This window comes from Sphingobium sp. AP50 (assembly GCF_900109095.1).
In the GTDB taxonomy this organism is placed as follows: domain Bacteria; phylum Pseudomonadota; class Alphaproteobacteria; order Sphingomonadales; family Sphingomonadaceae; genus Sphingobium.
The window spans coordinates 196,366-209,137 of the sequence record NZ_FNYZ01000003.1 but is presented as its reverse complement, the minus strand read 5'-3'; the positions used below and the strand labels follow the sequence as shown (position 1 = coordinate 209,137).

Genomic DNA, 12,772 nt, shown 5'->3' with positions numbered 1-12,772 from the left:
CGCCGATTTTCATTCCCCAAAATGTGAACTGGCCGCTTTCGATCACGGTTGCAGAGAAAATTGCATCCCGATCTGCGCTTGCGCATGCAGCGTAGAGGTAGCGGATGCCATTTCAGCGTTGTGACCACGCCTCCCTGCCTGGGTAACGATGTCGTAAGGCTGAAGCGAGGGCTCGAACGCAAGATCGATGCAGCCAGTTGCGAGCATGGTCATTGCGCAACATTCGCCGCTATAGCCTGTCATCCAAAGACGCCGCACGGTCGCGTCGGGTACATGCATCGTGCATACTCTCGTCTGTCGTTCAGTTTTTCGTCGCCGCCGTAGCGATGCCTGCGTAGAGCGGAACGAGCAACAGCATCGCGGCCAGCATCCAGAAAGCGTTCGGCAACCCGATGGCTTGCGCGACGAAGCCCACACCGGCGGGGCCGGCAAGAATTCCGGCATATCCGACCGTCGTGACCGACGCGATGGCGAGGCCGGAAGGCATGGCGGTTTGCGCTCCAGCCTGACGGAACAGCACGGGAACCGTATTGGACGCGCCCAGCCCGATCAGCATGAAGCCGACAAAAGCGGCCATGGCGACCGGAGCGGTCAGCAGGACGACATAGCCGATGATGGCCAGCATGCCGCCCCAAAGCATCGTTCGACGGTCGCCCAGTCGCGCGACGACGGCATCGCCGGTGAGGCGGCCAAAGGTCATCGTAATCGCAAAGACGCTATAGCCTAGGCCAGCCTGTGCGGTGGGCACCAGACCCTTGCCGTTGAGCAGCAATGCGCCCCAATCCAGGATCGCGCCTTCGGTCAGGAAGGTCAGCGCGGCCAGAAGGGCCAGCAGGATAACGATTCCGCGCGGCACCACGAACAGCGGCGTTTCTTCGGCCTTTGGTGTCAAGATGAAGCGCGGCGCTGCCAAAGTCAGTATGCCGATCATCAGAGCCGCCGCCACTATCGCTCCCGTGACCGCGATCAGCCCGGCCGACAACGCCAGGGTCATCATGGACGCGCCGATGAAACCGCCGACGCTGAACAATCCGTGGAACCCGGACATCAACGGGCGGTCAGCACGCTTTTCCACTTCGACTGCATGGACGTTCATCCCCACTTCGATCACGCCAAGAAAAGCGCCGAACAGCAAAAGTGCGGCCGCCATTGTCCAGATATCGGGCGCAAACGCCAGAAATGGCAGCAGGACTGCCTGTCCGATCCCGCCGACGATGACTGCGGGGCGCGCGCCGATGCGGGAGGTCAGCGGTCCGGCAAGCTGATTGCCGCGACCGACCCCAATCCCAGGCACAACAGCAAAAGGCCCAGAGCGCCATCGTTCACGCCAAGCCGTGCCTTTGCGAGCGGCACCAGCGGAGCCCAGCAGGCAAGACCAAATCCAGCCACCAGAAAGGCAGCGCGCGTCGCGAGCCGTGATCCGGCTTCCTGCGTCATCATCGGTAATTCCGTCAGTTTGTCTGGTGCAGACCAGCGCGCAGGACCTTCACCCCGGCCAGTTCCAGCTTAGCCACGGCATCCTCCGGGGCGTCGTGCGAGACGACGACATGATCGACGTCACTGAGGCCCGCGATGCGATGCGGGGCATGACCCGCTAATTTTTCATTCGAAACAAGTATAATCGTGCATCGACTGCGCGCGATCAGCACCCGCTTGAACGCAGCATCGGCAGCATCGAACGCACTGACGCCATTCTCGGCGGAAAGCGCGCAAACACCAAGCAGGCAGACGTCGATGTTCAGCCGTGAGACGGCTTCGATGGCAGCGCCATCGACACAACCACCGATGGCAAGGTGGACCCCGCCGCCTGCAAAGAGCATCGGCAAATCCTGACGCGCCGCCAGCGTCGCCGCTGCCTCAATCGAATTGGTTCCGATTGACAGATCCGCATCATCGGGCAGGACTTCGGCGGCCATGACATTGGTGCTGCCACTGTCTAGAAATACGAAACTCTGGCGTGGAATGAGAGGCAAGACGGCTCTCGCCAGCGCCCGCTTTTCCACTAGGCCTTCCTTCAGCCGTGCCGATATCGGCAGCCCGCTGGAAAGAAGAGGAACCGCGCCTCCATAAACGCGCCGACAGATGCCGGCGGCCGCCAGTGCGCGCAAATCTCGTCGGATCGCATCTTCGGAGATCAAGAATTCGCCGGCGAGGGCGGTGCTGCTGACCGGCTCTCCGGCCAGCAGGCGCGTCGCCACAACATCGCGACGAGATGTAGAAAGTTTATTGGCCACGACCGCGCACTATTGCACGATTTTGATTCAATCAAGATTAATCATGCAACATCGTGCGTGGATTTATACGTTCTGGAGTCAGCACGCCTCTACGCTGTTTCAGCGAAACGGATGCTGATGGAGTTTCAGACCATCTCTCAACGCCAGTCATCAAGATTTTCGGGGATTTTATTCCTTGATCTTATATCCTTCGAGCGACCGGCGGGCCATGGCAGCGATCCGAACCACTCGGTCCTGATTATGGACCATGACGCGCGAAGCAGCGGTGCCTTCCGCTCCGCGCTTCAAGATGCCCTGCACCATGGCGCCATAGCGGAACTGCGCATAGGCAAGATACCAGGACAAGTCGGGCACCGCTATTCCGCGCCGCTCGCAATAGCGGCAGACATATTCATCCATAGTCGGAATGCCGAACGCCGGCAGGTCAACGCCGACGAGACTCGTTGCAGCAAGGCCCGAGTTGGGCAAGTCCCACCAGGCGCGCAGATGATGAGCAAGGTCGACCAGTGGATGACCCAGTGTCGCCATCTCCCAATCCAGTACGGCCGAGACTCTCGGCTCGGTCGGATGAATGATCAGGTTATAAAGGCCGAAGTCACCATGGATGAAGCAGCTTTCCTTCGCCTTCGGCAAATGTTGAGGCAATGCTTCTATCAGCCAGTCCATGTCTGGAATCTGGGTAAGCTGCGCTTCTTCATAGAGGGTCGACCAGCGCATCAGGTTGCGCTCGATGTAGCCGTCAGGCTTGGCGATATCGCCAAGGCCGATTGCGACGGGGTCGAGTGAGTGCAGGCGTGCGAGGATGGCATTCATGTCGTCATATATGGCAGCGCGGTCGTGGCGCATGCAGTCTGCCATGTCGGCTTCCCAGAACACGCGGCCCGCTATGTGTTCGACAATATAGAATTCCGACCCTATGACATCGATATCCTCACAATAGAGATAGGGGCGCGCCACCGATATATCAGTTTCCGTCAGTGCCGAGAGAATGCGATACTCGCGGTCGATGCGATGCGCGGACTCGACGAGTTTGCCAGGCGGCTTGCGGCGCAGCACAAAGCTGCCACCAAGGCCATGTAAGCGGTAGGTGGGGTTGGACTGGCCGCCCTTGAATTTGGTTGCGGTCAAGTCGCGGCCCATGCCCGGCAGGCGCGACCCCAAATAGGATGCCAGCCGATCAAGGTCGATCTGGAGGTGGGAAGGAGGGGTTTCCTCGCCACCAAATTGTTCCTGGCGGCTGGTCATTCGCCCTCTCCCGAGCGGTGAACGGAGTTGTATCTGTCAAACTCGGTACGGGCGATTATCCTGTTGTGGACCTCGTCGGGCCCGTCACCCATCCGCAGCATCTGCATGCGCGTGAAACCATAGCCGAGGCCGAAATCATTGGTCAGGCCTGCCGCGCCATGCGCCGCCACCGCGATGTCGGCGACCATCCGGCCAATCCGCGTGGCAGCCACCTTGATCTGCGAGATTTCGCTGCGCGCTTCCTTGTTACCAACGGTGTCCATCAGGTGCGCCGCGCGCTGTGTGAGCAACCGGGCCATGTTGATCTGAATGCGCGCCTCTGCGACCCTCTCCTGCCAGACCGACTGGCTGGCGAGCGGCTTGCCGAAGGCAACGCGGTTCAGAAGGCGCTTGCAGGTCAGTTCCAGCATCCGCTCGCACTGGCCAAGGATGCGCATGCAATGGTGGATGCGCCCCGGACCCAACCGTCCTTGCGAGATTTCGAAGCCGCGCCCTTCACCCAGGATGATGTTGTCCGTCGGTACCCTTACATTCTCGAACAGAAGTTCCGCTTGGCCCTTGGGCTCATCGAAGAAGCCCATCACCGGCAGCGGACGAACCCAGGTGATTCCTGGCGTGTCGGTTGGAACGAGAATTTGTGATTGTTGCAGGTGGCGAGGGGCCTCGAAATCGGTCTTGCCCATCAGGATGAAAACACGGGTGTTGGGATGATAGGCGTTCGTGATGAACCATTTCCGACCGTTGATGACATACTCGTCACCATCGCGCTCAATGCGCGTCTCGATATTGGTCGCGTCGGAGGAGGCGACGGCGGGTTCCGTCATGCAATAGGCTGACCGAATCTCGCCTTCCAATAGCGGCGCCAGCCAGCGTTGCTTCTGTTCCTCGCTGCCATAGCGGTCCAGCACTTCCATATTGCCGGTGTCGGGCGCGGAGCAGTTGAACACTTCCGACGCATAATGGACCCGGCCCATAATCTCGGCGAGCGGCGCATAATCGAGGTTGGAGAGGCCCGCGCCGTTTTCCGAATGGGGCAGGAACAGGTTCCACAGGCCCTGCGCCTTTGCCTTCGCCTTGAGTTCCTCCAGGATCGGCGGCACGCGAAACTGTTCGGGACCGGCATGGAGCTGCTCCTCATACAGCTTTTCATTGGGATAGACATGATCGTCCATGAAGCGCTGGAGTCGGGCGGCGATCGCCTGCGAATGGGCGCTTTGCGCGGGTATCATGCGGCAGGACTCCTCACCTCTGGTTTCTGATTTGCCAGCAAGATAGCGCGTAAACGAATAATGTGCCAGCATACTATCTTGACAGGCGGAGCAAGTGCGCTAGCCTGTTCGCCGACAGATGACGCCCGACAAGGATGGGCGCGACGACAAGGAGAGGCAGGCATGGCATCCAACATTCAGGTGGAGTGGCCGGACGCAGCCATTGCATTGATCACAGTCGGCGATGGCGGCACGCCCGGCCATACGACCAGTTGCGCCACGGTGTCGGCGCTGGCGGATGCGCTGGACGGTGCGATCGAACAGGGCGCGCGGGTCATCGTGCTGGCGTCGTCGGTCGCGGGGCATTGGCTGGAACATGCCTATCTCGACGATATCGTGAAGCTGGTGGAGGGGCAGGCGGCGACGGGCGATCCGGCTGGCTGGTTCCGGTCGCTCCAGACGCTCAATCGCGGCAGTGCCGTGACGATCGCGGCGATCAGCGGCGATACGTCGGGCGGTGGGTGTGAACTGGGCTGGGCCTGCGACCTGCGCATTGCCGAGGAGGGCGTGCGCTTCAGCCAGCCAGAGGTCATTATCGGCGCGGGCACGGGCATTGGCGGCACGTCGCGGCTGATGCGCCTGATCGGGCGGACGATAACGGCGGAGGTGGTGCTGACCGGGCAACCGCTGACGGCCGAGCGTCTCTACGAACTGGGCGGGGTCAATCGCGTCGTGGCGAAGGGCGGCGCGGTCGAGGCTGCGCTGGATATGGCGCGCCACATTGCTGCGCTGCCGCCGCAGTCGGTGGCCGGCATGAAGCGGATGCTGGGCGAGGCGGAGGATCTCAACCAAAGTCAGGGCATCGAAAATGATCAGACGATCAGCCAGACTCTGTTCGCCCATCCCGACAGCCTGGTGAGCATGAAGGCGATCCAGCAGCGCTTCGATGCGGGCGAGACGATGGACGCAATTTATTGGGCGCGGGGCTGAAACCCCGACGGCATGTTTTTCAAGGGAGAGTGACGATGGATCTGGGGCTTTCCGGTCTGAAGGTGATTTTGGGTGGCGCGACGCGCGGCATCAGCCGGGAAACGGCTAAGCTGCTGGCCGCCGAAGGCGCGACACTGGGGCTGTTCTCTCGTAATGGCGATGCGCTGGACGATCTGAAAGCCGAACTGGGCGGCACGGTCGAGACGCAGGAATATGTGCTGGAGGATCGTGAAGGCTATCGCGCGATGCTCACCGGTCTTGCCGAGCGGATCGGCGGATGCGACATCTTCATCCATTCGATCAGCTCGTCCGGTGCACAGGGATCGGGCGACTGGGACGAAAGCTACCGGCTGGACATGCTGGGCGCGGTCGACGGGTGCGAGGCGCTGGAACCATGGCTGGAGAAATCCACCGCAGGGTCGATCATCCTGATGTCCAGCACGGCGGCGGTCGAGACATTCCTGGTGCCGCAGGCCTTCAACGCGATCAAGGCGGCGGTCATCACCTATGGCAAGCAATTGAGCCAAGCCTGGGCGCCAAAGGGCATTCGTGTGAACATGGTGTCGCCCGGTCCGATCACCTATCCCGGCGGCAATTGGGAAGGGGCAAAGGCGCTGGCGCCTGACCTGTATGCCGGGATCGTCGGCCAGATTCCGATGGGCCGCATGGGCACGCCAGAGGAGGTCGCAAAGGCGATCGCTTTCCTCGCCAGTCCTGCGGCCGGTTATGTCACCGGCGCCAATCTGGTGGTCGACGGGGGCTTCACCAAGCGCGTCCAGTTCTGACGCAGGAGTACAGGCAAATGGCGACCAAGGCGCGCTACGCGGAAATCCGCTTCAACGACCGGCCGATCAAGGAGATGCGCGCCGATCCGGAAGCGCTGCTGCTGGAGCCGGGCGAGATCACTGCCGATTATGAGGCGAAGTCGCCCTGGCGGCTGGATGAGCTCTATCCTGACATTGCCCGCTACCGGGCGGTGTCGGTCCGCCCTTTCATCGACGCCGACGCCAAGGCGCGCGAAGAGGAGAAGATGTGGAGCCGCGTCTGGCTGCTCGCCGGGGTGTCGAGCGACATTCCCGATGCTGGCGACTGGTTCCGCTTCGATATCGGCACCCAGTCGATCATCGTCGCGCGTGGCAAGGATGGCGAAGTCAACGCCTTCTACAATGTCTGCAAACATCGCGGCAATGAACTGGTGCAGGAGGATTTCGGCAAGGGCGCCACATCCTTCACCTGCATCATGCATAGCTGGCGCTATACTATGAAAGGCAAGAATGTCCGCGTCACCGACCGTGAGACATTCGGAGCCGAAGCGCTGTGCCAGAATCTGGACCTGACGCCGGTCCATGTCCGCGACTGGGGCGGGCTGATCTTCGTCAACATGGCGACCGATCCCATGCCGTTCGAGGAGTATTTTGCCGACCTGATGCCGATGCTGGCCTCCTACCGGATGGAGGACATGTATGTCGTCAAGGATCTGACGATCGAAGTGCCGGCCAACTGGAAGACCATGTATTCTGTCTTCAACGAAAATTACCATGCGCATGCCACGCATCCGCAGATCAAACCCTATGTCGACGATTATAATGTTCAATATGACCATTATCGTCATGGCCATAACCGGCATCTGTTTCCCGTGGCGGTGGTGTCTCCGCGCTGGCCCGACAGTCGCTTCATCAATGTCGGCCTGGCCTTCATGATGCAGGAAGCGGGCGTCAAGGCCGTCGGGTTCAAGGGCGATGCGCGCCATGTCCGGCGGGCCATTCAGGCGGCCAAGCGCCGGCCCGACAATGTATATGGCATGGATTTTTCCGGCTTCACCGACAATCAGTTGACCGACGACTGGAACCCGTCGCTCTTCCCCAATGTCACGCTCAACATGCATCCCGAAGGCGTGCTGTTGCAACGTTTCCGTCCTCATCCGACCGATCCGGAGAAGGGCTATCATGATGTGATGGTGCTGTCGGCCCAACTGGGCGACGGCCGACGCCCGCCTGCCTATATGGGGGTGGAGGATGATGTCGATGTGTCGGGCAAGGTTCGCCCGCCGCGTCGCCGCACGACCCATGAAAATCCGCAGGGCGGCGAAGTGGTGGAGCAGGATATCGCCAATATGGTGACGCTCCAGCGCGGCATGCGGTCCAAGGGGCTGAACGACATCATCGTCTTTTCCGAACAGGAGCGGCGGATACAGCAGTTTCTGGCGGAACTGGATCTCTATCTGACGGACGCCAAGGGCGTAGCGGCGGATGGCTGAATGGACGCTGCTGGCGGGATTTGAGGATATCCAGCCATTTCGCGAAGAAGCGGACAATGGCATCATCCGGATCATCCTGAACCGGCCCGACCGGCGCAATGCCATGTCCGTCGCCATGGTCGAAAGTCTGTTGCGCCTGATCGACGGGCGCGCGGGGCAATGTGCTGGCGCGATCCTGTTGGAGGGCGCGGGCAAGGGCTTTTGCGCGGGTAGCGACCTCACCGAGCTGGCGGCGATGGACAATCATGACCGTGGCCGGTTCGAAGCGGATTGCGGCCGATTGGCGCGGATGATGATGGCCCATCCCCGACCGATCATCGCGGCGGTGCATGGCTTTGCCATGGGGGGCGGACTGACGCTTGCGGCGGCCTGCGACATCGTCGTCGGCACAAGCGAAGCGCGATGGGCCTTGCCCGAAGTGCCGATCGGCCTATTCCCGGCCTGGGGACTGGAGGGGGTGTCCCGTCGCATCGGCATGACACGGGCACGGCGATTGAGTTGGGGCATCGATCGTCTGGACGGCCCGTTGGCCGCGCAATGGGGTTTGGTCGATATGCTGGCTGAAGACCCGGCCATGACGGCATTGGAGCAGGGGCAGCGCCTCGCAGCGCTGCCAGCCTCTCAGGTGACGATGGTGAAACGCTATTTCTCGATCGATCGGACCGGGCAAGAGGCTGATGCCGCAGCCAACGCGCTATTTCTGACGGCTTGCGGGGATGATGTCGCCAAGGCGAGTTTTGCTGGTCGCCTGTCGTCCAGATAGAATGGGACTCGAAGCGGCTATCGTCTCTGACCTCAACTACCGTCGGTTATCAGCGTCCCGCCATCCACCACCAGATTATGGCCGGTGACGAAGCCTCCGGCCGCAGATGCCAGGAACAGGGCTGCCCCAGCGACCTCGTGCACTTCGCCCGGACGCCGCAGCGGTGTCATGGCCATGCGGCGCTGCATGAAGGCGGGATCGGCGATCAGCGGCGCGGATAATTCCGTACGGATGAAGCCGGGCGAGATGGCGTTGACGCGGACGCTGCGTGGTCCCCATTCGACCGCCAGATTGCGCGCAAGCTGCGCGACGCCCGCCTTGGCCAATGCATAGGCATTGATGGCGCCATTGCCGCGCAGGCCCGAAAGGCTGGATATCAGGATCGCGCTGCCCCCGCCCCGACCGGCGATATGGGGCAAGGCAAGATTGCACAATTCCACCTGACTGCGCAGATTGATGGCCATCACCCGATCGAAATCGGCCATGTCGACGGTAGCGAAAGGGCCAGGGCGCCCGGTGATGCCCGCGTTGCAGATCACTATGTCGATGCCGCCATGATGATCGACGGTTTTATCGACCAGCGCAGCCAGTTGGTCAGGATCGGCCACATCGGCGGGAAGCGCTAATGCGCCCAACTCGCGCCCGACGCTCGCGCAATCCTCCGCATTTTCGCTGGAAATGACGACCTGCGCGCCATGATCCCGAAAGGCGCGGGCAATGGCCAGGCCAATGCCGCGCGTCGATCCGGTGATGATCGCGATCTTTCCGTGCAGGTCGAACAGGGTCAATGCACGTCTTCCGGCTTATGCTCCGGTAAGGGCTGGCCGTTGTGCAGATAGGCCGGCGCCTCGATCAGGATGAAGGCGATGCGACAGGGTTTGTCGGACACATTGCGCCACAGATGATTGGTGCCGCGCTGGATGATGACGCCATTTTCGCGGACCGTCGTTTTGCGACCGTCTTCCAGTTCCAGTTCGACCTCGCCCGACATGATGATGCCATAGTCGATGCTGTTGGTGCGATGCATGGGCGACTGCCCGCCCGGCAGCATGTCGACGATGCGGATGGCCGACCCACGGTTGATCGTCAGTCCGGCATCACGGTCCCGCCCGTCCGTTTCGTCATTATTGTCGGCAGGAACGGTGTCGGTCGTCCACAACAACAGGAAGGAGGCGTCTCCGCTCGGGATGATCCGGGTCGGGGTGACATCCTCCGACTTGAAGATGGCCCGGCCGTCGGCATTGTGCCCGGTAACAACGCGCTGGATCGGCGGAAGGCCGGAATCGCTCATTTCGGTCATGCGGATACTCTTTGATAGGGGATGATCTGCTGGTCGATGATGCCGAAGGGCGCGCGGCCGTCCGCCAGTTGCCCTTCCATGCGAATGCGGTCGCCAAAGCGCATGAACCCGGTTCGCGGTGCGCCCTCGTCGACAATCTCGATCCCGCGCCGTTCCGCGATGCAGGATGATCCGACTTCCCGGAAATTGGCGTTGGATACGGTCCCCGATCCGATCACCGTTCCGGCGGGCAAATGGCGCGTGCGGGCGGCATGCGCAACCAGTTCATGAAAGCCGAAGGCCATCGGCGCGCCATTGGCGGCGCCGAAGCGGTTGCCGTTCCAGTCCACCAGCAGGTCGAGGCAGACCCTGCCATCGCGCCACTGGTCGCCCAGTTCGTCGGGCGTGACCGCGAACGGCGCCATGGAGCAGGCCGGCTTGGCCTGAACCCAGCCAAAGCCTGTCTTCATTTCTGGTCCGGCCAGCATGCGGAGCGACCAGTCGTTGATCTGCACGATCAGGCGAATATGCGCCATGGCGTCCTGCGCGTCCGTTCCCATCGGAACCTCATCGACGATGACGCCGAATTCCCCTTCGAAATCGATGCCCAGAGCTTCGTCCGGCATCGGAACGGCATCGGTGGGGCCATGGAAGCGATCCGAAAGCCCCTGATACATCAGCGGGCGACCGGTTTTCTCCGGAGTGATGCCCAAAACCTTGTCCATCAACGTGCCATGGCTTTCGAAGGCGGAGCCATCCAGCCATTGCCATGCGCGGGGCAAGGGCGCCGCCAGCATGGCGGGGTCAAGGGCGTGCGGGAAACCGTCAACTGCGGCCAGCGACGCGGCGAGATCAGACCAGTCCTCCATCGCCTGCTGCAATGTAGCAACCGGCGCCGGCGCATAATGGTGGCCATCGGGCGCGAGAATGATCAGTTGCCCGTCCCGGCTCCCATCCTTGAGCGTTGCCAGCCGCATCCCGTCTCCTTTCAATCCATTCTTGTGCCAAGGAGGTGGAGCAGGCGACCCGTGATGGTCAAAGCCAATCTATCGATAGGCGGCCTCCATAAATTCGATTTGATCTGGACGGTGGCGGGCAGTCTTTGGCGGCATGAGGATGTGCGCCGGTCTGGCGCGAGATCATAAGGACAGGCTGAATGTTCGAACCCTTCCCCGGTAATTATGTCTGGAACCTCGCGACCAACCTGGCGCTGGTCTGCGGCGGCAATCATGGTGAGATTGACGAGGCCAATCGCCCGATCATGGACGCGGCCAAAGCGGGCGCCGATGCAGGTAGTGCGCTGATGTTCGATAGCTGGCTGCGGGTTGCCGATCAGGTGGCGGCCAATGCGGCCGCCGATGAGGCTGAGGGTTATCTGCTGTCGGCGGGCAGCAAATATCTGCGCGCATCCGGCTATTATCTGGCGGCGGAACGGATGCAGAGCCGGGATTATGCGCCGCGCTGGGCCGCCTATGATCGCGGTCTGGAACTTTATGCCAAGGGCACGGCGCTGCGCGGCCTGCATGTCGATTTCGTGGAAATCCCCTATGAGGACAGTGCCTATACCGGCATCTTCGTCCATGACGGTTCCGGCATTGCGCGGCCCACGCTGGTCTCGGTCAATGGTCTCGATTCCATGAAGGAACAGGTCAATATGGCGGGGCATGGCGCCGCCAATCTTGAGCGCGGGATCAATACGCTCTTCATCGACCAGCCCGGAACCGGGGAGGCTCTGCGCAAGCGCGGGTTGACGGCGGTCTATGATGCGGAACGCTGGGGATCGGCGGCCTTCGACCATCTGTTGACCCGCTCCGACGTCATCCATGACAGAATAGGCATATTTGGTCTTTCATTTGGGGGATATCACGCCCCCCGCATTGCGGCCAATGATCCGCGCTATGCGCTATGCGCCGTCATGGGTGCCAACCATGTCTGGGGGCGGCGTCAGCGGGAGCGGGTCGCCAATGAGGGCGAAAATCCGGTGCCTCATTATTGGGATCATGTGATGTGGGTGTTCGGCTTCGATAACCGGGATGATTTCCTGACCTATGCCGATCAGATCAGCCTGGATGGTCAGGTGGAGAAGATCAAAGTACCCTTCCTGATCACCCATGGCGAGAATGACCGACAGATCCCGGCCTTCAATGCCCAGTTGAGCTATGATCAGGCCGTCAATTCACCCAAGCGCACGCTGCGCATGTTCACGAAGCAGGATTTCGAGGTCGAACATTGCGGCGCCGATAACGGGACGGGCATGCGGGATTATATTGCCGACTGGTGCGCCGAAACATTTGCGGAGATGGGGTGATGGCGGACTTCACCTTCCATCATGGCGGCGTCAGCGTCCCAAGTCTGGATGAAGCGATCGACTGGTATGGCCGGGTACTGGGCTTTGCAGTGGAAAAGCGCTTCTACATCGACGCCGCCCGATCGCATGCGGCGATGATCCGCAAGGGGCCGCTGCGTTTCGAACTGTTTGAAGTGGAGGGCGCGGCGCCTCTGCCGGAAGAAAGACGGCATCCGCCATCGGATCTGCGAACCCACGGCAACAAGCATGTCGCCTTCCGGGTCGAGGATCTGGACCTGTTCCTGACCGAGATGGAGGAGAAGGGCGCCGACATCGCTTTCGTCGTGCGGGAGGCATTCGGGAAGGGCTGTTTTCTGCGAGATTGTGCCGGCAACCTGATCGAATTCGTCGAAGAAACGAACGTCTGACGGCGGCATCGTTCCGGCGAATAGGTGGGTTTGATCCTTTCGGTTTGACCATCCACCCGCGCTCGGCTTCATTCTCTTTAC

General features: G+C 61.3%; 14 protein-coding genes. 6 read left to right on the top strand and 8 right to left on the bottom strand.

The window, feature by feature from the left end; all coding sequences use genetic code 11:
- Positions 1-301 precede the first annotated feature (301 nt).
- The 5 genes from BMY84_RS08920 to BMY84_RS08905 all read right to left on the bottom strand — a co-directional run bounded on the left by BMY84_RS08920 (position 302) and on the right by BMY84_RS08905 (position 4,708).
- On the bottom strand, positions 302-1,294 hold the full coding sequence (locus tag BMY84_RS08920) for an MFS transporter (protein WP_218146927.1): 993 nt from the start codon (positions 1,292-1,294) through the stop codon (positions 302-304).
- Positions 1,246-1,440 carry a hypothetical protein gene (locus BMY84_RS30100; protein ID WP_218146926.1) on the bottom strand — a complete coding sequence of 65 codons (195 nt, stop codon included), beginning with the start codon at positions 1,438-1,440 and terminating at the stop codon, positions 1,246-1,248. Before BMY84_RS30100 ends, BMY84_RS08920 begins: the two co-directional genes overlap by 49 nt.
- Positions 1,441-1,451: 11 nt before the next feature.
- Entirely contained in the window at positions 1,452-2,234 is a 783-nt protein-coding gene (locus BMY84_RS08915; protein WP_093083199.1) for a DeoR/GlpR family DNA-binding transcription regulator, read from the bottom strand.
- Between the two features lie 168 nt (positions 2,235-2,402).
- Positions 2,403-3,479, bottom strand: a complete 1,077-nt coding sequence (locus BMY84_RS08910) for a phosphotransferase family protein (RefSeq protein WP_093083198.1) — start codon at positions 3,477-3,479, stop codon at positions 2,403-2,405.
- Positions 3,476-4,708 (bottom strand): acyl-CoA dehydrogenase family protein, encoded by a 1,233-nt coding sequence (locus BMY84_RS08905; protein WP_093083196.1) that lies wholly within the window; start codon positions 4,706-4,708, stop codon positions 3,476-3,478. The genes BMY84_RS08910 and BMY84_RS08905 overlap by 4 nt, the downstream gene beginning before the upstream one ends.
- A 162-nt stretch (positions 4,709-4,870) precedes the next feature.
- Here BMY84_RS08905 and BMY84_RS08900 point away from each other — a divergent pair, with 162 nt between their 5' ends.
- Genes BMY84_RS08900 through BMY84_RS08885 form a run of 4 tightly spaced genes read left to right on the top strand, consistent with a single transcriptional unit; the run spans position 4,871 to position 8,697 of the window.
- Positions 4,871-5,677 carry an enoyl-CoA hydratase/isomerase family protein gene (locus tag BMY84_RS08900; protein ID WP_177203946.1) on the top strand — a complete coding sequence of 269 codons (807 nt, stop codon included), beginning with the start codon at positions 4,871-4,873 and terminating at the stop codon, positions 5,675-5,677.
- Positions 5,678-5,712: 35 nt separating this feature from the next.
- Positions 5,713-6,462, top strand: a complete 750-nt coding sequence (locus BMY84_RS08895) for an SDR family NAD(P)-dependent oxidoreductase (protein WP_093018720.1) — start codon at positions 5,713-5,715, stop codon at positions 6,460-6,462.
- 17 nt (positions 6,463-6,479) lie between these two features.
- Positions 6,480-7,934: an aromatic ring-hydroxylating oxygenase subunit alpha gene (locus BMY84_RS08890; RefSeq protein ID WP_093083193.1), complete on the top strand. Its 1,455-nt coding sequence runs from the start codon at positions 6,480-6,482 to the stop codon at positions 7,932-7,934.
- Positions 7,927-8,697, top strand: a complete 771-nt coding sequence (locus BMY84_RS08885; RefSeq protein WP_093083191.1) for an enoyl-CoA hydratase/isomerase family protein — start codon at positions 7,927-7,929, stop codon at positions 8,695-8,697. Before BMY84_RS08890 ends, BMY84_RS08885 begins: the two co-directional genes overlap by 8 nt.
- Before the next feature lie 32 nt (positions 8,698-8,729).
- Here BMY84_RS08885 and BMY84_RS08880 read toward each other — a convergent pair whose 3' ends face one another.
- Genes BMY84_RS08880 through BMY84_RS08870 form a run of 3 tightly spaced genes read right to left on the bottom strand, consistent with a single transcriptional unit; the run spans position 8,730 to position 10,953 of the window.
- Positions 8,730-9,485 carry an SDR family NAD(P)-dependent oxidoreductase gene (locus tag BMY84_RS08880; RefSeq protein WP_093083190.1) on the bottom strand — a complete coding sequence of 252 codons (756 nt, stop codon included), beginning with the start codon at positions 9,483-9,485 and terminating at the stop codon, positions 8,730-8,732.
- Positions 9,482-9,997 carry a cupin domain-containing protein gene (locus tag BMY84_RS08875; RefSeq protein ID WP_093083188.1) on the bottom strand — a complete coding sequence of 172 codons (516 nt, stop codon included), beginning with the start codon at positions 9,995-9,997 and terminating at the stop codon, positions 9,482-9,484. The genes BMY84_RS08880 and BMY84_RS08875 overlap by 4 nt, the downstream gene beginning before the upstream one ends.
- Positions 9,994-10,953, bottom strand: a complete 960-nt coding sequence (locus BMY84_RS08870) for a fumarylacetoacetate hydrolase family protein (RefSeq protein WP_093083186.1) — start codon at positions 10,951-10,953, stop codon at positions 9,994-9,996. The genes BMY84_RS08875 and BMY84_RS08870 overlap by 4 nt, the downstream gene beginning before the upstream one ends.
- 179 nt (positions 10,954-11,132) lie before the next feature.
- Here BMY84_RS08870 and BMY84_RS08865 point away from each other — a divergent pair, with 179 nt between their 5' ends.
- Entirely contained in the window at positions 11,133-12,284 is a 1,152-nt protein-coding gene (locus BMY84_RS08865; protein WP_093083185.1) for an alpha/beta hydrolase, read from the top strand.
- Entirely contained in the window at positions 12,284-12,691 is a 408-nt protein-coding gene (locus tag BMY84_RS08860) for a VOC family protein (RefSeq protein WP_093083183.1), read from the top strand. Before BMY84_RS08865 ends, BMY84_RS08860 begins: the two co-directional genes overlap by 1 nt.
- Positions 12,692-12,772: the final 81 nt, after the last annotated feature.